This window comes from Sphingobacterium arenae, assembly GCF_014692505.1.
Lineage (GTDB): Bacteria > Bacteroidota > Bacteroidia > Sphingobacteriales > Sphingobacteriaceae > Sphingobacterium > Sphingobacterium arenae.
In genome coordinates this window covers 1-26,564 of record NZ_JACNYK010000005.1, presented here as the reverse complement: position 1 = coordinate 26,564, position 26,564 = coordinate 1, and the positions used below count along the sequence as shown (strand labels likewise).

The 26,564-nt window shown below is 41.2% G+C and carries 18 protein-coding genes and 1 rRNA gene; 7 read left to right on the top strand and 12 right to left on the bottom strand.

Going from position 1 to position 26,564, the window contains the following annotated elements; all coding sequences use genetic code 11:
* Positions 1-119: 119 nt before the first annotated feature.
* Complete coding sequence (locus H8B17_RS15880) at positions 120-548, top strand: hypothetical protein (protein WP_190310220.1); 429 nt, start codon at positions 120-122, stop codon at positions 546-548.
* A gap of 15 nt (positions 549-563) precedes the next feature.
* Here H8B17_RS15880 and uvrB read toward each other — a convergent pair whose 3' ends face one another.
* On the bottom strand, positions 564-2,600 hold the full coding sequence (gene uvrB, locus H8B17_RS15875; RefSeq protein WP_190310219.1) for an excinuclease ABC subunit UvrB: 2,037 nt from the start codon (positions 2,598-2,600) through the stop codon (positions 564-566).
* 80 nt (positions 2,601-2,680) lie between these two features.
* Here uvrB and upp point away from each other — a divergent pair, with 80 nt between their 5' ends.
* The 3 genes from upp to H8B17_RS15860 all read left to right on the top strand — a co-directional run bounded on the left by upp (position 2,681) and on the right by H8B17_RS15860 (position 4,461).
* On the top strand, positions 2,681-3,325 hold the full coding sequence (gene upp / locus H8B17_RS15870; protein WP_190310218.1) for a uracil phosphoribosyltransferase: 645 nt from the start codon (positions 2,681-2,683) through the stop codon (positions 3,323-3,325).
* 80 nt (positions 3,326-3,405) lie between these two features.
* Positions 3,406-3,879: a ribonuclease H-like YkuK family protein gene (locus H8B17_RS15865; protein ID WP_190310217.1), complete on the top strand. Its 474-nt coding sequence runs from the start codon at positions 3,406-3,408 to the stop codon at positions 3,877-3,879.
* A 66-nt stretch (positions 3,880-3,945) separates the two neighbouring features.
* Entirely contained in the window at positions 3,946-4,461 is a 516-nt protein-coding gene (locus H8B17_RS15860) for an AAA family ATPase (RefSeq protein ID WP_223816629.1), read from the top strand.
* A 45-nt stretch (positions 4,462-4,506) separates the two neighbouring features.
* Here H8B17_RS15860 and ahcY read toward each other — a convergent pair whose 3' ends face one another.
* Positions 4,507-5,823, bottom strand: a complete 1,317-nt coding sequence (gene ahcY / locus H8B17_RS15855) for an adenosylhomocysteinase (protein ID WP_190310216.1) — start codon at positions 5,821-5,823, stop codon at positions 4,507-4,509.
* A gap of 232 nt (positions 5,824-6,055) precedes the next feature.
* Here ahcY and H8B17_RS15850 point away from each other — a divergent pair, with 232 nt between their 5' ends.
* Together H8B17_RS15850 and H8B17_RS15845 are read left to right on the top strand one after the other, a co-directional pair.
* Complete coding sequence (locus H8B17_RS15850) at positions 6,056-6,466, top strand: BrxA/BrxB family bacilliredoxin (RefSeq protein ID WP_190310215.1); 411 nt, start codon at positions 6,056-6,058, stop codon at positions 6,464-6,466.
* A gap of 94 nt (positions 6,467-6,560) precedes the next feature.
* Positions 6,561-8,207, top strand: a complete 1,647-nt coding sequence (locus tag H8B17_RS15845; RefSeq protein WP_190310214.1) for an amidohydrolase — start codon at positions 6,561-6,563, stop codon at positions 8,205-8,207.
* A 12-nt stretch (positions 8,208-8,219) separates the two neighbouring features.
* Here the strand turns inward: H8B17_RS15845 and lipA are convergent, their stop codons facing one another.
* The 4 genes from lipA to H8B17_RS15825 all read right to left on the bottom strand — a co-directional run bounded on the left by lipA (position 8,220) and on the right by H8B17_RS15825 (position 14,837).
* On the bottom strand, positions 8,220-9,101 hold the full coding sequence (lipA, locus tag H8B17_RS15840; protein ID WP_190310213.1) for a lipoyl synthase: 882 nt from the start codon (positions 9,099-9,101) through the stop codon (positions 8,220-8,222).
* 166 nt (positions 9,102-9,267) lie between these two features.
* Positions 9,268-10,980, bottom strand: coding sequence for a RagB/SusD family nutrient uptake outer membrane protein (locus H8B17_RS15835; protein ID WP_190310212.1), 1,713 nt, complete (start codon positions 10,978-10,980; stop codon positions 9,268-9,270).
* A gap of 15 nt (positions 10,981-10,995) precedes the next feature.
* The gene (locus tag H8B17_RS15830; RefSeq protein WP_190310211.1) at positions 10,996-14,082 is read right to left on the bottom strand and encodes a SusC/RagA family TonB-linked outer membrane protein; all 3,087 of its coding nucleotides are present in this window, start codon (positions 14,080-14,082) and stop codon (positions 10,996-10,998) included.
* 254 nt (positions 14,083-14,336) lie between these two features.
* On the bottom strand, positions 14,337-14,837 hold the full coding sequence (locus tag H8B17_RS15825; RefSeq protein ID WP_190310210.1) for a hypothetical protein: 501 nt from the start codon (positions 14,835-14,837) through the stop codon (positions 14,337-14,339).
* A gap of 330 nt (positions 14,838-15,167) precedes the next feature.
* Here H8B17_RS15825 and carB point away from each other — a divergent pair, with 330 nt between their 5' ends.
* On the top strand, positions 15,168-17,987 hold the full coding sequence (carB, locus tag H8B17_RS15820; protein ID WP_190310209.1) for a carbamoyl-phosphate synthase large subunit: 2,820 nt from the start codon (positions 15,168-15,170) through the stop codon (positions 17,985-17,987).
* A 33-nt stretch (positions 17,988-18,020) separates the two neighbouring features.
* On the opposite strand, the gene H8B17_RS15815 is transcribed toward carB, so the two are convergent.
* The 6 genes from H8B17_RS15815 to rrf form a co-directional block, all read right to left on the bottom strand.
* Positions 18,021-19,157 (bottom strand): formylglycine-generating enzyme family protein, encoded by a 1,137-nt coding sequence (locus H8B17_RS15815; protein ID WP_223816628.1) that lies wholly within the window; start codon positions 19,155-19,157, stop codon positions 18,021-18,023.
* 51 nt (positions 19,158-19,208) lie between these two features.
* A complete protein-coding gene (locus tag H8B17_RS15810) occupies positions 19,209-20,624 on the bottom strand; it encodes a Gfo/Idh/MocA family protein (protein ID WP_190310208.1) in 1,416 nt (471 codons plus the stop codon).
* A 261-nt stretch (positions 20,625-20,885) separates the two neighbouring features.
* Complete coding sequence (locus H8B17_RS15805; RefSeq protein WP_190310207.1) at positions 20,886-22,190, bottom strand: TolC family protein; 1,305 nt, start codon at positions 22,188-22,190, stop codon at positions 20,886-20,888.
* Positions 22,191-22,194: 4 nt separating this feature from the next.
* Positions 22,195-25,272 (bottom strand): efflux RND transporter permease subunit, encoded by a 3,078-nt coding sequence (locus H8B17_RS15800; protein ID WP_190310206.1) that lies wholly within the window; start codon positions 25,270-25,272, stop codon positions 22,195-22,197.
* Between the two features lie 13 nt (positions 25,273-25,285).
* On the bottom strand, positions 25,286-26,344 hold the full coding sequence (locus tag H8B17_RS15795; RefSeq protein WP_190310205.1) for an efflux RND transporter periplasmic adaptor subunit: 1,059 nt from the start codon (positions 26,342-26,344) through the stop codon (positions 25,286-25,288).
* Positions 26,345-26,475: 131 nt separating this feature from the next.
* Positions 26,476-26,564 (bottom strand): 5S ribosomal RNA (rrf, locus tag H8B17_RS15790); the annotation flags it as partial.

The following is a 26,564-nucleotide window of genomic DNA, read 5'->3' as shown; positions in this document are numbered from 1 at the left end:
ATTTTAGCAATTTGAAAAACAAAATAACTTGTTTAATGAAATGTAAATGTAGTAAATATCCATTTATTTAAAACAGACTTTGGTATGGTTTATGAACATCTATTTTTAAAACAGATATAATGAAGTACGTCGCGATAACATTAATTTCATTTTTGCTTTTTTCTTGCCAGCCTGCGGGGCAGAAAGACACGTCTAAAGACAATTCCTCCTCCCTCCCCCCGATCGGTGGATCGAAAGATAAACACGGCTGTTTAGTCTCGGCTGGTTACACTTGGTCAAAATTGAAAGAGGAATGTGTCCGTCCTTGGGAAGGTACCATTACGATGAACATCACAGACACGTCTACCAATTTTGAAACCGCTGCTTTTGTTTTGATAGATTCCATTAAGCAAAAGGCCGAACTTTTCATAAAAGAAGAAGATGAAAGCGTATTATTGGACAGCCTCGCTCCCCATTTATACGCTAACAAAGATTATCAATTAATTGAAAAAGATCATTGTTGGTCGCTAATTCATGAAGAAGACATTCTATATGAAGAAAAGAAATAAAACAGGCTTTTTACATTATTCTTTTCCAAAACGTTTTTCATAAAGTTTCTCCATAGCGAACATTTCGTCCCGTAGCTTTGCTGCTTCCAGAAAATCGAGATCTTTTGCCGCTTTTTCCATTTTTTTCCGTACGTTGTCAATCGCTTTTTTCATCTCTTTAACCCCTAAATATTCCATTACGGGGTCTGCCGCTAGGAGTGTTGCTGGGTCTGGCTCTACATACGCTTTAGCCTCACCTGGTTTAAAGTCCGCTACCGACGTTTGTTCCAAAATTTCCTCTCTAGTCTTACCCACTGTCCGCGGCACTATCCCGTGTTCCTCGTTATAAGCAATTTGCTTTTCCCTTCGTCTATTCGTTTCTTCAATAGTTACGCGCATGCTCTCTGTCATTTGATCGGCGTACATGATAACGCGCCCCTTATCGTTACGGGCTGCACGGCCGATCGTTTGGATCAATGACCGTTCCGACCGTAGAAATCCTTCCTTATCCGCATCTAAAATCGCTACTAAGGTGACCTCTGGCAAATCCAGTCCTTCACGCAGAAGATTCACTCCCACCAATACGTCAAATTCCCCTAGTCGTAAGCCACGCAATATTTCTACACGTTCTAGCGTTTTTATTTCCGAGTGGATATAACGTACTTTAATATTTAGCCGGCTCATATACTTCGTCAATTCCTCTGCCATGCGCTTTGTCAACGTGGTCGCTAACACACGTCCCCCCTCCTTGATAGCCTTATCCACCTCTTCCAAAAAATCGTCGACCTGATTAATGGCGGGATGCACTTCAATAATTGGATCTAACAAACCGGTAGGGCGAATGACTTGTTCTACGACCACACCCTCCGTCTGTTGTAATTCGTAATCACCTGGAGTTGCTGAAACATAAATCGTTTGATTCGTCATTGACTCAAACTCTGGAAAGTTAAGCGGACGATTATCAAGCGCCGCAGGTAATCGAAACCCATGCTCGACCAACGAAATTTTACGCGAACGGTCTCCCCCATACATCGCCCGTAATTGAGGCAAGGTAACATGGCTTTCATCGATAACCAAAAGATAATCGTCGGGAAAATAATCTAACAAACAGAATGGTCGCATGCCGGCTTGACGTCCGTCAAAAAAACGGGAATAGTTTTCAATCCCCGAACAGTATCCTAATTCCCGCATCATCTCAAGATCATAATTCACGCGCTCTTCCAATCGCTTGGCCTCCAGTAATTTTCCATCTTCCTCTAATTGTGTCTTACGTTGTTCGAGCTCTTCTTGTATAGCCCAGATAGACTGCGTAAATTTCTCTTTCGGAGTTACAAATAGGTTTGCCGGAAACAAGGCGATATCTTCCATTCGAGAAATAGTTTGCCCCGAAACGGGATCAATTTCACTTAGCTCGTCAATTTCGTCACCAAAAAACGATATTCGGAAAGCATGATCTAGGTAAGCTGGATAAACATCAACGATATCTCCCTTCACTCGAAAAGTTCCACGTTTAAAATCGCTTGTCGTCCGAGCATAAAGTATTTCCACCAATCGATGTAGAAATGCGTTTCTACTAATGGTAACTCCTACCGAAAAACGAAATATAGAACGCGAAAAATCATCCGGGTTTCCCATACCATATATACATGACACTGAAGATACGACAATGATATCTCGACGCCCAGACATCAGTGCGGAAGTCGTTGCTAGCCGTAATTTTTCGATTTCCTCATTAATCGCTAAGTCTTTCTCAATATAAGTATTCGAAGAGGCAATAAAAGCTTCCGGTTGATAGTAATCATAATACGACACAAAATAGTTAACCGAATTTTCCGGAAAAAACTGCTTAAACTCTCCATAAAGTTGCGCCGCCAACGTTTTATTATGACTTAAAATAAGTGTAGGGCGCTGTGTCTCCTGTATAACGTTAGCAACCGTAAAGGTCTTCCCTGAGCCCGTCACTCCCAGTAAGGTCTGATATTGATCGTGTTGCATTAGCCCTAAGACTAATTCCTTGATGGCTTCTGGCTGGTCTCCTGTAGGACTATATTCCGATGTTAATTTGAATTTCATTAAAGATCTTCCATTTATGGAGTATAAAGTTAGGAAAAAGGGACTTAATTTACTAAATTGCTGCTATCAAATATAGCGCTATGGTAACAATCTTAACCAAAGAAAATAGCATTGCTAACCACTATCTAGCGGAATTGCGGGATATCAGTATACAGCAAGACAGAATGCGCTTTAGAAGAAACCTAGAGCGTTTAGGAGAAATCATTGCCTATGAAATAAGCAAGACGTTGGATTTTGAACCGATAGCTGTACAAACACCGTTGGGAACGGCATCCCACCAAGTTTTGCAAGAACAACCCGTATTGGCTACCATTATAAGGGCCGGCTTACCTCTTCATCAAGGCATGCTAAATGTGTTTGATCATGCTGATAGTGCATTTTTTGCTGCCTATCGACATACTAAAAAAAGTGGCGAAATGGAGGTACACAAAAAATATGTTAACACGCCCAATCTCGATGATAGGATCCTAATTATGGCAGATCCTATGCTTGCTACGGGGCAAAGTTTGGTGCTTTGTTGTAAAGACTTACTCGCTGAGTACAGCATCAAAGAACTCCATATTGCGGTTGCCATCGCCTCAGAAGAGGGAATTCAACATGTACGTGCTTTTCTTCCGGAAGCACGTCTTTGGATAGGTGATGTGGATAACGAACTAACGTCCAAATCCTACATTGTTCCGGGACTAGGTGACGCAGGCGATTTAGCCTATGGAAATAAAGAATAAAATTGATAACAAAAAAGTAAAACGCAATTAACGCACAATGAACAACATAACATTAGATTTATTCAAAAATATCATCAACTATGGTTTGGCAAAAATACAACGGGGAGAAAATCCGCACGTGCATCAACGATGCTGTTGAAGACATCATCCAAAGAGAAACCTACCTCGGAAATAAACTAAAGGTATACATAGGTACAGATTCGCAAGTGAAGCGAGGAATAGTTGAATTTGCCACAGTCATCGTTTTCCTGCGAGAACACAAAGGTGGGTTTATGTTCATTAACCGCGACAAAATCGTCCGTCGATTAAGCATTAAAGAGCGGATGCTTACCGAAGTCCAGAAATCTATCGATATCGCTTACCAATTATGCCCTCTTCTTGACCAATATCATATCGATCTTGAAGTGCACGCAGACATTAATACCAACCCCAGTTTCGAGTCCAATATCGCGTTAAAAGAAGCAATGGGATATATCATGGGCATGGGGTTTCAATTCCGTGCCAAACCAGAGTCATTCGCCAGTACAAATTGTGCCAATAAAATGGTACAATAATCGATTTTTATAATCGAATGGTATTGTTTCGGTAGGTTTTAGTATAATTGTAAAAACGATTATACTTTGGTTGATATTAAGAAAATTGCAATTGTCGGTCCAGAATCTACCGGAAAATCAACAATGGCGCAGCATCTTGCACAAACACTTAATACCATATGTGTGCCAGAGTACGCTCGGTATTATTGCAAGAACCTCAATAGACAATATACGCTACAGGACGAAGTAAATATATTCTATGGGCAGGTCGCGTTGGAAGAAACATTGATTCCGTTAGCCCAAAATAATGTGTTGGTCTGCGACACCACGATACTGACCGTAAAAATTTGGTGTGACCACCTTTTTGGAGATACCCCCAAAGAGGTAACCGACGAAATCAAATCTAGAAAATACGATTTTTATTTACTCATGGATATCGATCTGCCATGGGAAGATGACCCGTTACGGGATTTCCCAAGTCAACGGAAACATTTTATGCATGTTTGGAAAAAAGAATTGGAAGCATTGGATGCTTCGTATAGAATTATTTCGGGAATCGGTGATGAACGGTTAAAAAACGGTATAGATGCTGTCGAGAAATAAAAAAACCTGTCGGATGTTCGACAGGTTTTTATTTCAGCCCCTTTATTAATAGCGGTATGCTTCAGGTTTATACGGCCCTTCCACCGTCACGCCTATATAATCGGCTTGTTCTTCTGTTAATGTATCAAGCTCCACGCCGATATGTGCCAAGTGCAAGCGCGCTACTTTTTCATCCAAATGTTTCGGAAGCGTATATACTTTATTTTCGTACTGACCGGTATTCGTCCACAGCTCAATTTGTGCTAATGTCTGGTTGGTAAATGAATTTGACATCACGAAAGACGGATGGCCGGTTGCACATCCCAAATTCACCAAACGACCTTCCGCCAGCAAGATAATATCTTTTCCATCCACTGTATACTTGTCCACTTGTGGCTTTATCTCTACTTTTGTATTGCCATAGTTATCATTTAACCAAGCGACATCAATTTCATTATCAAAGTGTCCGATATTACAAACAACTATTTTGTCTTTCATCGCTTTGAAATGTTCGGAACGGATGATGTCTTTATTACCAGTTGTTGTCACAACAATATTAGCTTCTTTCACCGCATCCGCCATTTTCTTCACTTCATAACCTTCCATTGCTGCTTGTAATGCACAAATCGGATCAATTTCCGTCACGATAACACGCACTCCTGCTGAACGCAACGATTCCGCTGATCCTTTCCCCACGTCTCCATAGCCCGCTACAACCGCAACTTTCCCGGCCAACATAAGGTCAGTCGCGCGACGGATAGCATCCACCAATGATTCACGACAGCCGTATTTATTATCAAACTTAGATTTTGTCACAGAGTCGTTTACATTAATAGCAGGTAAATGTAACGTACCTTTTTTATATCGCTCATAAAGTCGGTGAACGCCAGTAGTTGTCTCTTCAGATAGCCCTTTGATTTCGTCGATAAGTTCGGGGAATTTATCGAATACCATATTCGTCAAATCTCCACCATCGTCTAAGATCATATTCAATGGTCTACGCTCTTCTCCGAAGAATAACGTTTGTTCTATACACCAATTAAATTCGTCTTCTGTCAATCCTTTCCATGCATATACTGGGATGCCCGCAGCAGCAATAGCAGCGGCAGCATGATCCTGCGTAGAAAAGATATTGCATGACGACCAACTCACGTCCGCACCTAATTCTACTAAAGTCTCTATTAACACAGCTGTCTGTATCGTCATGTGCAAACAACCGGCAATTCGAGCACCTTTTAATGGCTTAGAAGCCCCGTACTCTCGACGCAAGCTCATTAATCCCGGCATTTCTGCTTCCGCCAATTCTATTTCTTTTCTTCCCCACTCCGCCAAAGAAATATCTTTTACTTTGTAAGGAACATACACTGTTTCAGTTGTTGACATATTATTCTAATTTTTAAGGAAATACAAAAATAACTGATACCCAACTCAAATCAAAAACATCGGCATATTATTATCTTAAATCTGACATTATCTTGAGGATAAGATCTTGATTGGCGATGGAGAATCCACTATCTTTGTTAAACCGCAAAAGATTATATTTTTATCTTTTGCTCTGTATTTTTTAACCGAGCTCTTAATGAGCTCATCTTTGATAACTTTTACATAAGAGAGAATGTATCCGGAATATTTAGTAGCTCCGATGCGCCAAGAGTTGGTAGACGCGGGATTTCAAGAATTAAAAACAAGGGAAGAAGTAGATACGGCCATTCCGGCAGAAGGAACCGTATTTGTAGTCGTTAACTCCGTCTGTGGGTGCGCCGCAGCAAATGCACGTCCTGCCGCTCGCTACGCTGTAGAAAACGGTAAGAAACCGAGCAAATTAGTCACTGTTTTTGCTGGAATGGAAAAAGATGCTGTAGATAAAGCACGGGAGTATATGCTTCCATACCCCCCTTCTTCGCCTGCTATGGCATTGTTCAAAGACGGTAAATTGGTACACATGATCGAAAGGCACATGATCGAAGGTCGACCTGCCCAGATGATTGCAGACAATCTAATAGCAGCTTTCGACGAGTATTGCTAGTCATTACATTTTGATTTTTGAATGAAAAGGCTCTCCTATATTCTATCGGAGGGCTTTTTCTTTCCCAACATAAATAAACCCGAAAATCGCCCCAATGAAACTGTTTCATGTCATCATATTGCTTTCGTTAGCTTTCTTTACAGTTCAATGTACGACTAATAAAGAAGTTGATCTTATTGTTTATAACGCAAAAGTGTATACAGTAGATTCTCTATTTTCTAAAAAAGAAGCATTTGCGGTAAAAGGAGGAATATTTGTAGATATGGGTACTTCGGAAGAAATTCAAAGTAAATATCTGGCCAAGAAAGTTATTGATGCGGAAGGCAAAGCGATATATCCTGGCTTTTACGATGCCCACGCACATTTTTTAATGTTGGCAGATATGTTGGAACAGGTCAATCTTAACGGCACAAAATCTTATGACGAAGTCATCAAAAAACTCATCGCCTACCAGCAACAAAACCCAGATAAAAGATGGATTATTGGAAGTGGATGGGATCAGAATCTATGGGAAGACAAAAGCTTTCCTACAAAAGACAGTCTAGATCGGTATTTTCCAGAAACACCTGTTTTTCTTTCACGTGTCGACTATCATACTGCACTGGTGAATAGCCAAGCATTGCATATCGCGCAATTGGATACTACCCGACCCGTTCCTGGAGGACTCATGGCTGTGGACAGCTTGGGCAATTTTACAGGCATATTAATAGATAATGCCATGGAGCTAGTTTCCCGTCACATCCCAGTATTGGATGAACACCATTTATTATGGGGGCTACGCAAAGCACAAGACTCGTTGTTTTCTGTCGGGCTTACTTCTATCGTGGAAGCGGGACTTTCCATGGAAGAGTTAGAACACCTTAAAAAATTCTACCAACAAGATTCTTTGAAAATAAGAAACTACGCGATGATCGCAGGAAGCGCCCGCGATATTGAACGGTATACCCGCGAGGGTATTTATGAGTCCGAACGTTTAACCATTCGTTCTGTGAAGCTAATGGCTGATGGTGCATTGGGTTCACGTGGTGCGTGTCTGCTAGAACCATATAGCGATGATTCTCTTTCACAAGGATTTCTTTTGCAAAGTCAGAAAGAGTTGGATGACATTGTTAGAAAAATCGCTAGAACGTCTTTCCAAATCAGCATACACGCTATCGGAGATTCTGCAAATAGACTCGTACTTAACACGTATGGTAAATACATAAAGGATGGAAAAAAAAGACGATGGAGAATAGAGCATGCCCAAGTCGTCTCTCCTGCAGATTTTTCGAAATTTGCCCAATTTCATATTATCCCATCTATTCAACCCACACACGCGACTTCCGACATGTATTGGGCAGAAAGCCGTCTAGGAACTGACCGCGTAAAAAGCGCTTATGCCTATAATTCATTGCTGGAACAATATGGTAAACTGGCGTTAGGTAGTGATTTTCCTGTAGAGCATTTCAACCCACTATTTGGCTTTCACGCCGCTGTAGCCCGGGTCGACAAAAACGGACTTCCAGCAGGTGGCTTTCAAATGGAAAACGCCATAACAAGAGAACAAGCGCTTCGGGGGATGACTATATGGGCAGCCTTTTCCTGTTTTCAAGAAAAAAAACGCGGTAGTATTGAACGTGGAAAAGATGCGGATTTTGTTATATTAGACGAAGACATCATGACGGCTCCCGACAATCAGTTACGTGATATAAAAACGCTTCGTACAGTCATTGCGGGAGAAACCGTTTTTTTAAGACAATAATCACCACGAAGACTACTGCATGTCAAATAAATGCTTTTCAGCATGATAGGAAGAACGCACTAAAGGCCCTGACTCGACATATTTAAAGCCCATATCCAAGCCTACCTGTTTATATTTTTCAAATTGGGCGGGTGTAATCCATTCTACTACTGGATGATGCGCTTTTGTGGGTTGTAGATATTGACCCAATGTAAGAATATGTACCCCTACGTTGTACAAATCTTGCATCGCTTCGATAACATCTTCCTCTGTTTCTCCAAAACCTAACATGATCCCAGACTTTGTACGCAAACCTGCTTCGGATATACGGCGTAGACATTCCAACGAACGATCATATTTTGCCTGGATACGTACTTCACGTGTTAATCTCCGTACGGTTTCCAAATTATGGGAAACAACCTCCGGACGTACGGCTAAAACACGATCAAGATTATCCCATTGTCCCTTAAAATCCGGAATCAACGTCTCCAAGGTAGTTTCAGGACTTTCCCTACGAATGGCATTAACCGTTTCTGCCCATATTGTCGAACCTCCATCTTTTAAATCATCACGATCCACCGATGTAATTACACAATGTTTTACCTGCATCAGCTTTACGGAGTTTGCAACGCGATTCGGCTCGTCTGTATCTACCACCAGAGGACGGCCGGTTGCCACCGCACAGAACGAACAAGAACGTGTACAAATATTACCTAATATCATGAAGGTAGCTGTACCCGCACCCCAACATTCTCCCATATTTGGGCAATTACCACTCTCACATATGGTGTGCAATCGGTGTTCATCTACAAGGCTTCGTACATGACGGTATTCTTTACCCACAGGTAACTTCACACGCAACCAATCTGGTTTACGTTGTGTTTCAGCCGCCGAAATTACAGGTAGTTCAATCATGTCACAAAGTTACACATTATTCTCCTAAAAAAGGGAGGAGTGGATTGTCAGTCTTTTCCCATGTTTTTGCTTTTAAAGTCAGATTTTCCGAAAATTAAAACAGGCTTTACAATTTTGCAAAGCCTATTTCATCATATCTATCGATATCACCTCACACCTTCCTTCGCTAGTTTGAACTCGGGTTCTGTGTTAATTTACCTGGATATGCATTGACTGCATCTTCAGGAATATAATAAACTACACGATAATCTGTTGGTTCCACTTCCAAGCGTTGATCGTGAGCACCAGGATAATGACGCGTTAGCGTACCTCCATTACGATATACATCGTAACTACGCTCCGCTTGAAAGGCTAGTTCCAGCTGACGCTCCTTATCTATCAAAGTACCCGCATTAGCAGCACTCAATGAGTGGTATGCCCCATCCAGGATAGATCTCGTACGGATTTCGTTCAGATCAGCCAAAGCTGCGCTATAATTACCTAATTTAGCGTATGCTTCCGCACGGTTCAGATAGACTTCTCCCAATCTACTGATTACCGGAGAGTGCAGGTGCGATTCTTCTCCTTCTCGAGATGCTTTTGTAATATAGAACTGTGGCAGTCCGTTGTTTACGGTAATAAAGTTGTCTATCATTCCAGTATAGGTGTTCCCATCCGCATGCTTGATACTATAAATTTCTTGCTCAGTATTCACAGGTGTTAACGTATATGTATTATCACCGTCTCTACATGTAATTGCCGCTCCACTTCGCGTTACTGTTGCCTGCGCATAAGTCAAGGTATTTCCTTTCCGGATAAAACGGAATACCTCTGTATAGGCGTCTGTACTGGCGTCTTGCGAGTAGGTTGGTTCGATGAATGCCGCGCGCGCATCCACTATATTATACTTTTCTTCCCGCCAGTCGTTTCGCCCGGTTTCATTCAGCAGATCTATATATTTAGCGCTTACATACATTTCTCCCCACCCTAGACCACCGATATTGGCATACATACCACCTACTCCGTAAGCGTAATCATCACCGGAAAACTCTGATGCCACCCGTTTGATTGCAAAAATAGTTTCCGGGTTATTTTCTGGCGTATAGGTATTGTATTGCATAAATCGCTCTCGAGGCAACAACGAATATTCGCCCGAATTGATAACCTTATCCGCGTAATCTACGGCCAACTGCGCGTATTGCGCATTCGGTGCATCATAAGTTCCGCTCATGTACAAATAAACACGAGATAACAAGGCATGCACAGCTCCTCTGGACGCATAGACAGGGCCATTATTGACAGCCAGCAATTCTTCTGCTTTCTCTAAGTCAGCGATAATATGTTCGTAGGTATCCGCGACACTTACACGGTCGTTCAGTTCTAGACCGGGGATATCTTCCGGGGTACCATTTACGATAGGCATCCCCAAATTGATTGTCGGATTATCGTAATAAGGACGTCCATAAGCTCTTACAAAGTAAAAATACATTAGTCCACGTATATAATAACATTCGCCCAAACGGCTATTACGTTCTTCGTTCTCCCCCTCAGCAAACATATTAATCACGTTAGATGTTTGTGCGATTGCCTTATAACCTGCATTCCAAAACTGGTTCAAGCGTCCGTTATTTGGCGTACGATTGTAGCTGATAAATTCAAAAAATGCATCGGTAGACGTACCTCGGATTGCGATGTTATCACCAGCATATTCGCCCGCACGATGCATCGGGTCAGACCAGGCTTTTAATTGCGCGTAAGCGCCGTTCATCATGGATTCCAAATAGGTATCTGGATCATTCATAATATCGTCCGCATCCATGGAGCCATAGGGTGCGCGATCAATATCACAAGATGCAAAGCTAGCTACTGTCAGCAAGGCTATAAATATCTTCTTTTTCATGTTAATTGTGAGTTTTTAAAATGAGACATTGAGACCGAACATAAATCTACGAACTGCGGGATAAACGGACGGCCCTGCCGATTGTGTTACCCTTCCTCCTTCACGTCTGCCATCTACAGGTGTTAACGGCACCTCCGGGTCTACACCTGAATAGCTCGTTATCGTGAACAAGTTTTCTCCAGTAAAGAATATCCGTAAGTTGCGCATGTTATATTGCGCTAGATTAATATTGTATCCTAATGTCAGAGACCGTAAGCGAAGGAAATCGCTGTCCTCTAGATAACGTGATGAAACTTTATTTCCATTGTCTCGATTACCATATTTCACAACGGGATGGGTTGCATTGTCTCCCGGTTTTTCCCAGCGGCTCCATCCCGGCATCAGTTTCATTTGATTACGGTCCGTATATGCTCCGTCAGAATCATATTCCTGACGAGAGTAATTATAGATTTTACCACCGATAGAATAACCGAAAACTGCACCTAAATCAAACTGTTTGTACTTTAACGCGGTAGAGAGCCCTCCATATAAATCCGGTGCGGCTTTTTCCAATGCTGTCGGTGTCGCCTGGGCATAATCAGAGGTTGTCGTGCGCACCTCATTACCTTCATTATCCGTCTCAGTTTTATACCACATCGGAGCTCCGTTTTCTGGATTCACACCAGCCCACTCCCGCATGTAGTAAGTATCAACAGGAAGACCGGGATCCAAAACGCGTTGAGCAGATCCGGCTATATTTGATCCGTCACCAACAAAAACCGGTCTTACCGCAAAAATCCCGTCAGACCCTCTAGTTTCAAAAAGCTGCGTTAGTTTATTCTTATTATACCCTACGTTCAAATCTATCCCCCAGTTCCAATCATCGCGCTGAATAATATCGCCGCCAATAGCTAGCTCAAAACCAGTGTTACGCATTGCTCCAATATTCCGCCACATGCTGGTAATCCCCACTGTACCGGTAACCGGAACCTCATACAGTACATTATCGGTGTCTTTGATATAAAAATCAAGAGATGTCCGTAACCGGTTATTCAAAAAAGTTGCATCTACCCCTCCACCTGTCGTATAGGTTTTCTCCCAAGTTAGGTCTCTATTTCCTTTTTGACTAATCAACGCTCCAGGTTTGCCGTTATATCCCGAGCCTTGTTCTACAGAGTAAAGATCATATTGTGGATATAGGTCACTAGGACGATTTCCTACAGAACCATAAGCGGCTCTAACTTTCAAAGCATTTACCCAATCTGCTTCGAACCAGTCTTCGTAGTGTATATTCCAAGCTCCACTAATCGAGAAAAAGTTTCCATACTTCGCATTATCACCAAAATTGGAAGCACCATCCCGGCGGAAAGAAAGCTGGGCCATATATTTGTTATCATAAGAATAATGTACGTCTGACAAAAACGATTGAACCGCCCATTCATTGCGCACACCACGTGTCCGTTCTGGGGAAGTAACAGCATCCATCACTTCAAAACCGGGAATAATACCGATTCCGTAAACATCTAATGTTTTAGAACTATAATCATTAAACTCATAAGCTATTAAACCATTTATGGTATGTTTGTTCCAGGTTTTATTGACACGGAGGATTTGGTTTGTATAACGTCGCGCATACTCGAATCTAAAATCAGTTAAACGCCCGACTACCCCCATACCGGCATTTGAACGTGGATCCTCATAACCTGCATTAGCGTATGTATTATAACGATAGTTATTTACAGAGGAGAACGTCAACCAATCGGTTAGTTTGATGTCAAAATCAAAGTTTCCCATGAATTCATAGTTTGTGTTTGCGGAGTGGTTCCATTGCAGATCATACAAATAGTTGGTCTCCGAGTTGTTGACCCAACCGCTGTAACGATGAGGAACTAAATTGCCGTTCTCGTCAAAGGGACTATCCCAAGGGAAACGGCTATACATAGCACCCACCGAATATTGACGGTTTTCTACACCACGACGAGCACCGACAATCGAAGGTTTAATGGTGAGCCATTCGACTGGCTTGTATACCTGCCTGAAACGAACATTATACCGATCGAAATCATATCCTTTCACAGAACCTTGTTCATCATAATATCCCAAGGATAAAAAAGATTGCAATGTTTCGGTTCCGCCTTGCAAGGTTAGATTATGATTTTGGGTAAATCCGGTTTTTGTTGCCAAATTCCACCAATCAAAATTACTATTGCGCAATTCGTTATTCCAGCGAGGAAAAGATATGTCGCTTGCATTCTCAAAAGAACTGTAATAATCATATAGTTCCGCTCCGTTCATCATTCTCAAGTTGCCGTTATTCAGCTTATTGAATCCCATACGTGTAGCATAGTTTACCGTCGTTTTTCCAACTTTCGGGCTTTTGGTGGTTATCACGATAACACCATTTGCTCCCTGCGAACCATAGATCGCTGTAGAGGCAGCATCTTTCAATACGGTCATCGATTCAATATCATCGGGGTTTATATCCCCAGGTTCCGATCCAACAATTACACCATCGATAACCCACAAGGGCTCTGTAGTTCCACTTAAGGTGGCTTGTCCACGAATAACGACAGCTCCTCTTTGTCCGGGTTGTGCTGAACCTGGAGTTACCTGCACACCTGGTGCTTTCGCACTCAACATATTTTCGACTGAAGGCGTAGTAATGTCGCGCAACTCGTCACCAGTTACTACTTGCAGGGATCCCGTAAGACTTTCTCTTTTTTGTACAGAATATCCTGTCACAACGACTTCTTCGAGCGCTTGGTCACTTTCCTGTAATACCGCGTGCAACGTACTCCCCTCAACGACTGCCGTGTAGGGTTCAAACCCTACTGCGGTAAACACCAGTACATCACCATTTTTTGCAGGCAGAGAAAAATTACCATTTTCGTCTGTCTGTGTCGAAACTGCTGGTTTCCCCGATAAGGATACCGTAACAGCCACAACTGGACCACTTGCCGAAGTAACACTCCCTGTCACTGTCTGTTGATACGAAGTGTGCACACGGAGGGCAGATTCATTTGCTAAAACGATCTCCGTTGGCACAAACACGCCTATTATCAGGACTGATGCTAAACGTAAGATTTTACCCCAAAAAAGGGGATGTCTAAATCTCTTTACCATAAAATATTCTTCAATGTTTTGTTTATGTGTTCAGTATGTAACGTCAGATTAAGACAATACAACGGTTGCAATTTAAACTAAACAAAATAAAAGACAACAACAAACACAACGAAAACGATTGCATAAAAGACACAAACGATTGCGGTGGGATAAAATGTAACAACAACCTTTAAAATAAATATTCTTTTTAAAAAAGTAAACATAAAAAAAGAGACCTTATTCGGTCTCTTTTTTTATGTTCGAGTTCTATTTTTTTAGAACGTATAACGCGCTGTTAAGCCTCCGTTAGCGTAAAAACCGTTATAATATCCAGCTCCATTTACGATATGAATCGTTGGTCGAATATCTGCCGAAAAAGCAAAAGGTGCATTTTTTAATTTGTAATCAACGCCGCCTGTCGGGAAAATACCCACATTAAACCCCTTTACTTCGTCATAGTCAGCAAAAGTATTGGACAACACTGCGCCACCACCTACAAACCATTTGAAACCTTGAATATCCCCAATTGGAAAATGGTGTTGGTATGCTCCAGAAAAAGAAAGGTTTGTAAAATTATCACCACCAAATTTGTCGGTATCAAAACCTAAATCAAATTCCAATGCTCCTGGCCCACCGTTTAAAAACGTTTTGAATGCCACAGCAGCCACGTCATAATACCCGCTCCCTAAACGGATACCAATTGAATTTTTGTAATCTTGTGCAAAAGCACTGGCAGCAAATAGTACCGCTAAAAAAGCTAACGTAATTTTCTTCATAATCTTTTTTTTAATTTAAATACTAATTCTTTTATCGATTCCCAATATCAAAAACCGTTCCATTAATAATTTTTAGATCAATATTAATGATCGCCAAAGCTAGAAAACGATGAAGTAAAAAAAAATACCGGTAAACAGGTAATTTTACAGTGGCAAAGAATATCGTAACACATTAAAAAGAAAAACATTAGTAAAAAAACATTTTTTTATCAAAAAAAATGTAACTTTGCACTCCGACAAAGCAGTCGGAATACTCCCCTCTGAAAGGCATTTTCGAACCCCTTTGTCAACACAACAAATTGATAATTAATTTTTTGAACAAGAGAAATAATGCCTAGAAACACCTCCATTAACTCCGTTTTAATTATTGGTTCGGGTCCTATCGTTATCGGTCAAGCCTGTGAATTTGATTACTCTGGATCACAAGCTGCTCTTTCTTTGAAGGAAGAAGGTATCGAAGTGTCCATTATCAATTCCAATCCTGCTACAATCATGACCGACAAGGTTATTGCAGATCACGTTTACTTATTACCGCTTACCTGTGAAAGCATCGAAAAGATTCTTCAGGAACAACAGATCGATGCGGTCCTCCCTACTATGGGCGGACAAACAGCGCTCAACCTGTGCATAGAAGCTTCCAATATCGGTCTATGGGACAAGTATAACGTTGAAGTCATCGGAGTTGACGTAGCTGCTATCGAAAAAACAGAAAACCGTGAAGAATTTCGTCAACTGATGGTAGATATCGGTGTAGGCGTTGCAAAATCTAAAATTGCGAATTCTTTTCTGGAAGGAAAAGAAGCCGCCCAGGAAATAGGTTATCCACTTGTTATCCGTCCATCCTATACATTAGCAGGTACTGGAGGAGGGTTTGTCCACAAAAAAGAAGAATTTGATGCTGCATTAAATAGAGGATTGCATGCCTCTCCTACACACGAGGTACTGGTAGAACAGGCTGTACTAGGCTGGAAAGAATTTGAGTTAGAGTTATTGCGTGACAGTAATGATAATGTGATCATTATTTGTACGATTGAAAACTTTGACCCAATGGGTATTCATACAGGCGACTCTATTACCGTAGCTCCAGGTATGACATTAAGCGATAAGTGTTACCAAGACATGCGTAATCAAGCCATCCGTATGATGCGTTCCATTGGAAATTTTGCTGGCGGATGTAATGTACAATTCTCCGTAAACCCAGAAAATGAAGATATTATCGCCATCGAAATTAATCCTCGTGTATCACGATCTTCTGCATTAGCATCGAAAGCGACTGGTTATCCGATCGCAAAAATTGCAGCCAAGCTTGCAATTGGATATAATTTGGATGAACTACAAAACCAAATCACAAAAACAACATCCGCTTACTTTGAACCTACATTAGATTATGTTATTGTTAAAATTCCGCGTTTTAACTTTGATAAGTTTAAAGGGGCTAATAAAGAGTTGGGCTTGCAAATGAAAGCCGTAGGTGAAGTCATGGCGATTGGACGCACTTTTATAGAAGCGTTACAAAAAGCATGTCAATCCTTGGAAACAAATCGCGGGGGGCTGGGAGCCGACGGCCGTCAGTTACGCAATTTAGAAGAAATCATGGATAGCTTAGAACATCCGAGCTCCGATCGAGTATTCCATATCAAAGACGCTTTTGAACTTGGGGTTCCTCTAGAATCCATTCGGAAAGCAACGCGCATTGACAAATGGTTTTTAATACAAATTCAAGAACTGGTACAGCTCGAAACAGAACTACGCAGATATCAGCTGAACAATATTCCTCGTGATTTCTTCCTTACATTAAAACAAAAAGGTTATTCTGACCTACAAATTTCCTGGTTATTGGGGAATGTTAATGAAGATGATGTTTATACCCGCCGAAAAGAATTAGGAATTAATCGTGTGTACAAAATGGTAGATACTTGTGCGGCGGAGTTTCCAGCGCACACGCCTTATTATTATTCTACTTTTGAGGACGAAAATGAATCAATTTCATCCAATAAAAAGAAAATCATTGTGTTAGGTTCTGGTCCGAACCGTATCGGACAGGGAATCGAATTCGATTACTCTTGCGTACATGGTTTAATTGCCGCTAAAGAAGCGGGATATGAATCAATCATGATAAACTGCAACCCGGAAACGGTATCGACGGACTTTAACATGGCAGATAAACTATATTTCGAACCCGTATTTTGGGAGCATGTCCGGGAAATTATCGAGTTGGAGAAACCAGAAGGTGTCATTGTACAATTAGGCGGGCAAACGGCACTAAAGATGGCCGAGCGCTTAGAGGCACTTGGAGTGAAAATTATCGGCACTTCATTTGCCGACATGGACTTGGCAGAAGATCGCGGTCGTTTTTCAGATCTTTTGAAAGAATTAGATATTCCTTATCCAAAATATGGCGTTGCTACGTCCGCAGAGGAAGCATTAAAGGTGGCAAGTGAAGTAGGATATCCCGTATTAGTACGCCCTTCTTATGTATTGGGAGGACAAGGGATGAGCATTGTCATCAATGACGAGGATCTGGAAAAAGCGGTGGTGAATTTATTGAAAAACTTACCCGGCAATCAAATCTTAATTGACCATTTCCTTGACCGCGCTGAAGAATCAGAGTCGGATTCAATCTGTGATGGTGAGGATGTTCATATAATCGGTATGATGGAGCATATTGAACCTGCTGGTATTCATTCGGGAGACTCTTCAGCGGTACTCCCTCCATTTAGTTTATCTGCAAGTGTGCAGAAAAAAATGGAAGAATACTCCATTCGTTTAGCGAAAGCCTTAAATGTACGGGGCTTGTTAAATATTCAATTTGCAGTAAAAGGCGAAGACGTATACGTAATCGAGGCAAATCCACGCGCATCCCGCACTGTTCCTTTCATCGCTAAAGCTTATGATGTTCCTTATATCAATATCGCCACAAAAGTTATGTTAGGTGTTAATAAACTGAAAGACTTTCAAATCGAACGTAAACTAAAAGGATATGCTATTAAGGAGCCTGTATTTTCATTTAGCAAGTTCCCTGAAGTTGATAAGCAATTAGGGCCAGAAATGAAATCTACTGGAGAGGCTATACGGTTTATTAAAGATCTGCAAGATCCATATTTTAGAGAGCTCAATAATAAAAAATCGATGTTCTTGAACGCACAGTAAAAAATAATCCCGTCCAATGGACGGGATTATTTTTTATATATCCTTCACACAACGAAAACCAACATTATTCGTCGGACTGTTTATCTCCCCTTTTCCGCGACTACCCGCTTTATAACGTTCGCAATATTGATCATTACATAAAAATGATCCTCCACGTTGCACGCGTTTTATTAAGCCAGGTTCTTGTGGATCATGCGAGTCTGCTGGCCCCGTCGGATTCAATTTTGGGCTATGCGCATAATAATCTGGTCGATAAAAATCCGCACACCATTCCCAAACGTTCCCTTCCATATCGTATAAACCATATGTATTCGGTGGAAAAGATTTTACAGGAGCAGTCGTTTCGAAACCATCTTCTTTGGTATTGTTGGATGGAAAATCACCTTGATATATATTCGCCAACCATTTTCCATTTTCCCTCTTCTCACTTCCCCAGTAATAAGTTTCATCCGTGTGTTTTCCTGCTTTAGCTGCATACTCCCATTCTGCTTCGGTAGGAAGTCGTTTACCTACCCATTTAGCATAGGCCTCTGCATCTTGATATGCCAATTGCGTAACAGGATATTTTTCTTTTCCTTCGATCGAACTATTCGGACCTTCCGGATGTTTCCAACTCGCGCCAGGCACATATTGCCACCACTGCATATAATTATCTAAACCTTTCACCTCCTCTGGTGCAGCAAAAACTGCTGATCCAGGAACAAGCATATTGGGATCCACACCCGGAAACTCATTTGGGTCTAACGGTCGTTCGGCAACCGTTAGATATCCGGTCGCATCTACAAAGGTCTTAAACTGAGCATTGGTAACCTCATGTTCATCCATATAGAAAGAAGAAACTTCGACCGCATGTATCGGCTGCGCATCAGGAAAATTAGAAGATCCCATCTGAAATACCCCTCCTTCAATCAATACCATACGAATATTGTCCTTACCCTGTGCATGAGATAAAGAATCTGTCCTTTGAACAAAACGTGATGGAATTGCACCCACGTGGCATAATGCTACCGAATCTTCGATAACCGCATTTTGCATGGTTTTTGTCCCTGACTGACAAGCTACCATAACGCAAGCAGAAACAGCTAATAAAAAAGATCTTGAAAACATAGACTCTAATATACAGATAATCAGCTTAAAAATAGAAGATGCCCACTTTTGATTTCGGGGCATCTTCTCTCTTTTATGGAACTAAATGCTTAATAACGTGGCAAGTATCATCATTTATTCTACATTCAACTGATTATTCGAGTTTCTAGTTACTTTCGGACGAATCCCTGTATTTCCCCCGTCTTTCAAACTTAGATCATGTGGTTTATTAGTTTTCCAAGCCCCCTTTGTAAAATCAGGGATATTCACAGTCTTACTATTTTTAGCGACCGATTCACAACTCAATGGTACGATGGCACTCCACGACGCCCCCTCATATACAGGCTGTTCGATCGGCAATCCATTGCGCAAACAATCGATTAATCGCCAATCCATCATAAAATCCATACCGCCGTGTCCTCCGACTTGCTTTGCTTGCTCACCGATAAATTTCACCAATTCCGGTGTATATTTTTCTTTAAGGTTCTTTAATTCATCTTCCTTTACAAAGCTATGCCCGAATGCAATTCCTTCTTTGGGATATTTCTGCGCAAAACCTTTGGTTCCGCTCAATAAATGAAGACGAGAATAAGGCCGAGGTGAGGTAACATCGTGTTGCACCATTAATGTCTTCCCTTTCTCCGTTTTAATTAATGTAGTATCCATATTTCCACGATATTTCTTACCTACAAATTCTTGGAAAAAAGAATCTTCAGTTGCTAATTCGCTCGCTTTTTCTCCCATTTGAAAATCAGCAGTCTGCATAGCGACCAAATGGGTCATCCGATCTCCACTATTGATATTCATACACTGTGCGATTGGACCGATTCCATGTGTTGGATAAAGATTGCCATTCATTTTAATATTCTCTCGCAAACGCCACATTTTATCATAACCTTTTTTACTAAAGTTTAAATCTAACAAATCATGAATATAAGCGCCTTCTGCATGTACAAGTTCGCCAAACATTCCTTGACGAACCATGTTTAACGTTAGCATTTCGAAAAAATCATAGCAGCAATTCTCCAACATCATACAATGTTTTTTTGTCTCTTCCGAAGTTTTAACAACATCCCAACATTCTTTCACCGTTAAACCAATAGGCACTTCGCACGCGGCATGTGCTCCTGCTTTCATTGCAGCAATACACATCGGTGCGTGAAACTCCCAAGGGGTACAGATGTACACCAAGTCTACCTCCTGTTCTTTCAGCAACTGTTCCCAACCCTCATCACCGGAATAAGATTTAGCTTCTTTTATTCCTTTATTGGTCAATATCTTCTGTGCTTTTTCCACTCTGTCTGCATGACGGTCGCACAATGCTACAATTTCTGTTCCTTCTATATAAGACAGCCTGTCCACAGCACCTGGACCACGCATACCTAAACCGATGACTGCAATACGCACAGTATCTATCTTGGGGGCAGCATATCCCCACATATTGAAAGCTGGAGCAACGGCAAACGCTTCAGTACTTAATGCTGGCAATGTAATTGCTGCACCAGACAACAGCGATGCCTTCTTTATAAAATCTCTTCGATTAGTATCCATAAATTTAATAAATTTCTGTTTTATATTAAAGGGGACAACAATGCGTCCCCTCTAAAATCACCTATTTTAAAACAAACTAACAGTCTACTTGCCATAACCATTATATCGTGATGAGACAGTATACAAATGGTTATCCAAAAAGGTTTTCTATAACCTTTCCTAACACAAGTATAATAGTATTCTCAACTAAAAAAAAGCAAAAACGGAAAGCAAACGTTTGCTCAATTTTTCGTGCCTATATAATTCATTCCTCAATATAAGTTAAAAGTCAATCTGTCCAACAAGTTCTTTTAATTGTATTTCGGATAGTTTAGCTTGTAATTGGGCCGCGTTAAACCGGGAAATCGCATTGATAAAATTTTCTTGTGCATCTCGAAATTCCACGGCACTTATGGAGCCAATCGTATATTTAGCCAGTGTAATATCCAGATTTTGACGCGCAATATCTTCATTCTTCCTCTCTAATTTAACTAACTCAATATTAGTTAAATAAGTCTCATAAGCTGTTTTCAAACCTGTCTTCACAGCTAATCGCTGTTGTTCAATTTGTAACGAAGCATTGTCAATCTGAAGTTTTGCGACACGCTCGTTTCGGCGTTGATTCAAGCCATCAAAGATATTAACAGAAGCGGTAAGGCCATAGGTTAGTCCTTTAGAATTGGACTGCGCAACAAATCCTAGGCTTGATTCCGTCCGAGAGAAGTTATATCCTCCATTTAAGCGAACGGTCGGATAACGTGCTGATTTGATTTCCTGCATATCCAATTCTGCAAGTTTTCTATTAAGGATAATGATCTGCAAATCGGGATTAAAACGATCTGCTCTTTCAAACAGATCTCCATATACCAAACTCCTGTCGATACTTACTTTCGTATCGATAGTGAAGTCTATATCCAGATCCCTGACCAATATTCCGTTTAACATAGTCTTCAAATTCTTAACCGTTTCTATCTGTCGAAGTCGCGCGGAAATATCCTCGTTTAAATTGACCTGCACGTTCAAAACTTCCAATTTTGCCGCTTTACCGATAGAAAATCTATTTTCCGCCGTCCGAAGCCGCTCTCTGGAGATAAGAATACTAGAATCTAACGCCGAGAGCAAATTTTGTTGCTCTACAATCGTATAATATACAGTAATAACATCTCCCACCGTGGCAAGAATAGTTCTTTTTAATTCTAATTCACCTTGTTTCTCTAGTTCTTGTAGCTTTTCAAAACGCGCAAACATCCCTAAGCCATCAAAAATCGTCCATCCTATATTTATGCCGTAAGTTAAATTATTATTTCTAGCATTATCCAACGAACGTTCTACACCGCTATTCTGAAGTTGAGTTGCATTTTGTATACTATTATTCTGCGTCAGATCTGCCGTTGCGTTAGGGAGCATTCCCGCACTACCATAGGTTTTATTTTCCTTGGCCGCGAGTAACAAATTTTGAGATAATCGTATATCATAATTATTTTCTAATGCAATTTCTACAGCATGTTGAACAGTCAATAATTCTTGTCCAACCGCTATGGCAAAGATGCTTACCCCAAAATACAAAGAAATCAATATTCTCTTCATAAGCCTATCCGTCGATATTGTCAAAATCTGTTCGCTTTTTTCTAGATTTCGACATCATTAAATAAAAAGCAGGAATAACATATAGCGTCAAAATCAAAGAAAACATCGTCCCCCCCACAATCACAACTCCCATACCTATACGACTTGTTGAGGCTGCACCGAGCGAAAGCGCGATTGGCAAAGCACCTAAAGCGATTGCCAGAGAGGTCATCAATATAGGCCGTAAACGTGCTTCAGACGCCTTAACTACAGCTTGATATTTTTCGTAGCCTTGATCTCGAAGCTGATTGGCAAACTCTACGATCAATATTCCATTTTTAGTTACCAAACCAATCAACATAATCGTTCCAATCTGACTAAAGATATTCCAACTTTGCCCAAATAACCATAATGAAAATAAAGCACCTCCAACAGCCATAGGCACCGTAAGTAAGATTATAATAGGGTCGATAAAACTCTCAAATTGTGCAGCAAGAATAAGGAAGATAAGCACAACGGCTAGTCCAAATGCGAACATGGTATTCGAACTACTTTCTACAAAGTCTCGAGCTTCTCCTCCCAAATCTGTCGTAAAAGTGGCATCTAACACACGCTCCTTTATAACATCCATGGCAGCGATACCGTCTCCCATACTATACCCTGGAGCCAAACCCGCCGATACAGTTGCCGACATATATCGGTTATTATGATATAACTGAGGTGGGCTGCTTCGTTCCTCTATCTCCACGATGTTATCCAATTGAATAAGGAAGCCATCGTTATTTTTCACGTAAATAGCTGCCAAATCCATCGGAGTCGCTCTATCCTTTCTATCGAATTGTCCCATCACTTGATATTGTTTCCCATTCATCATAAAATAGCCAAAACGTTGTCCCGACAAAGACATTTGCAAGGTCTGAGCTACATCCAAGACGGAAACGCCCATCGATTGTGCTCGATCCCGATCAATCGTTACATACACTTCCGGCTTATTAAACTTCAAATTGACGTCAACGACAGAAAATGTTCTATCTCTCGACAATTCCTCCATAAATACTGGAATCTTCTCTTCCAATTTTTCAAAATTAGGTGCTTGAATGATATATTGAACAGGTAAGCCACCGCGCCTATTAACAGATATAGTAGGTTCTTGAGATACAGCGACTCTTGCTTCCGAATATGATCGAGTCATTCGGGCAAGGTCAGCCGCTATTTCCTGTTGTGTCCTTGTCCGCTCTTCGGGCTGTACCAATCCCAACCTAACAAAACCACTATTAGCAGATGCGGTACCAAATCCAGGAGAGGTAACTACGAGACTTACTTTTTTCTCGGAAATAGAATCGTTTATGAGCGCTGTAAGCTCGGTCATAAAGCGGTCCATGTAATCATATGACACCCCTTCGGGTGCAGTAGCGCTTAATCTAATATAACTTCTATCATCATACGGTGCGGTTTCTTTAGGAAGTACGGAGTAAAAAAAGTAAATAAGTCCAAAGCATCCCGCAATAACGACAAAACCCAACCATTTCATTTTTAGGAATCCTCTCAAGGAACTTTCGTACTCCCTGTTCATCGTCTGAAAGTAATGCTCCGTTCTGTTGTATAATTTCGATTTACGTTGCTCCCCACCCTTCATTAAGTAAGCATTAAGCATAGGCGTCAATGATAGGGACACAAATGCGGAAATTAAGACCGCTGCTCCAATAACGACACCAAATTCTCGAAATAAACGTCCGACAAACCCTTCTAGAAAAATTACAGGCAAAAATACGGCGGCCAATGTAATCGAGATCGAAATAACCGCAAAGAAAATTTCATTGGAACCTTTTATAGCCGCTTCGATAGGCGACATACCTTCTTCTACTTTCTTAAATATATTCTCGGTCACCACAATACCGTCATCTACCACCAGCCCGGTAGCAAGCACAATCGCTAACAACGTTAATACATTGATCGAAAAACCACAAAGGTACATAATGAAAAAAGTCGCAATCAAGGAGACCGGAATATCGATCAATGGTCGAAAAGCTATCGACCAATCGCGAAAGAAAATATAAATAATCAATACAACCAGTACGATCGCAATCATTAAAGTCTCAGCCACTTCAAAAACGGACTTTCGGACAAACTGGGTATTGTCCATAGCAATATTCAATTCAAACCCCGGTGGCAAGTCACCTTCCAGTCTATCATATTCTTCGTAAAACTGCTCTGCAATCTCAATATAATTAGTACCTGGCTGGGGAATAATCGCAAGGGCAACCATAGGATATCCGGAATCGGACATCTTGGTTTCGAAATTTTCAGCCTCCAATGCGGCGGTCCCAACATCCGCCATCCGTACTACCCGGTTATTTTCAGCTCGAATAATAATGTTATTAAATTCCTCCTCGGTAGCTAAATTCCCCAATGTCTTGACGGCTAGTTCTGTATTTGCGCCAGTCAATACACCTGACGGTAATTCTACATTTTGATTGTTTAAAGCCGTCCGAACATCTAGTACCGTTAGCCCATACGATGCCAAACGGATGGGATCTATCCATAATCGCATCGCGTATTTACGCTGTCCCCAGATACGTACCGAACTGACGCCCGGGATCGTCTGTAGTCTTTGTGCAATCACATTATCTGCAAAGTCTGACAACTCCAGCACATTTCTCGTAGTACTTTGAACCGTCATGGTAATAATCGGTTCCGAATCAGCATCTGCTTTGGAAACGACAGGCGGAGCATCAATATCTTGTGGCAAACTTCGCATAGCTTGTGACACCTTATCACGTACGTCATTTGCGGCTGCCTCCAGATCCTTATCCAAATTGAACTCGATGGTAATATTACTAGCTCCTTGACTACTAGATGACGAGATATTACGAATACCGTCAATCGAATTAATCGATTTTTCTAGTGGTTCCGTAATTTGAGACTCAATAATATCCGCGTTTGCACCCGCGTAATTTGTCCGGACTGAAATCTGAGCAGGATCGATAGAAGGATACTCCCTCACCCCCAAAAATGTATAGCCGATAATCCCAAAAAGGACTAGTAGCAAATTCATAACAATAGCGAGGACGGGGCGCTTGATACTTAATGTAGATAAACTCATTACTATACTCTATTTAACGTAATGTCACATTAACCCTGTTGCCATCTCGCAACGACATCACACCGGAAGTCAGTACAGTATCTCCTTCATTAATACCTTCTACGATCAACACATCTACCTCTGTACGCGCACCGGTTTCAACTAAAATTTCCTTCGCAAGACCATCTTTCTTAATGAATATTTTTTTTCCATTTTGAATGGGGATTAATGCCTCAGCCGGCACCAACAGTCCTTTTTCCAATGTTTCTAATGGAAAAATTACATTCGCGAAAGTTCCCGGAATAAGCCGACTATCTTTATTATCTGCCACGGCGCGAACACGCAAAGTCCGCGTTGCTGTTTCTACAAGAGGTTCCATTGCATATACCTTTGCTGTAAATTCTTCACTCGTACCCTGTACTCTAAAACGCACCGTAGCCCCTATCTCAACTTTCGTTGCATAACGCTCGGGAATAGAAAACTCTAGTTTCACTTTACTCACGTCCACGAGCTGTGCGATATCGGTAGTGGGTGTAATATAACTTCCCTTAGAAATATGCCGCAGACCTATTGTTCCAGAAAATGGTGCACGAATAGCTGTTTTGATTAATTGTGCTTCTATAAGTTGTATTTGTGCTTCGGCGGTTCTATGGTCTGCACTGGCAATATCGTACTCCTCCTGACTTATTGCCTCTTTTTCCAGAAGCAGCATGGCTCTGCGTTCATTTTCTGCTGCTAAACTATTTCTCGTTTTAGCTTGTGCAAGCTGTGCTTTCAACTCAGCGTCGTTTATTTTAATCAATACCTGTCCATTAGACACTCTTCCACCCTCAGAAAAGTTCAATTGCTCCGCAATTCCCGAAATCTCTGAACGCAGGTTAATAACTTCGTTGGGCTCGATAGAACCAGAAAGTGATAAAAAATCGGAAAAAGGTTTCCCAGAAACTACGATACCATATACTTTTGACTCTGCTCGCTGCCGTCCAGTCACATTTTCAGCAGCCTTTTCTTTATTAGCCATCAAGCGATAGGCCACCAACCCTGCAATTACTAATAGGAGAATAATAAAAACGGTCACAGATTTCTTACTCATAATTATCTTAAAACTTCATATTAAAGGAGATATATTATCGCAAGGTACTTCTATTTTACCGGACTCACTTGTAAAAATCTTATTATAAAAAACAAAAAGCCCCTGCATATGCTGCAGGGGCTCTGTATAAAGATCGGCACCGACCTACTCTCCCACCTGTTACGGCAGTACCATCGGCTCTGGCGGGCTTGACTGCTCTGTTCGGAATGGGAAGAGGTAG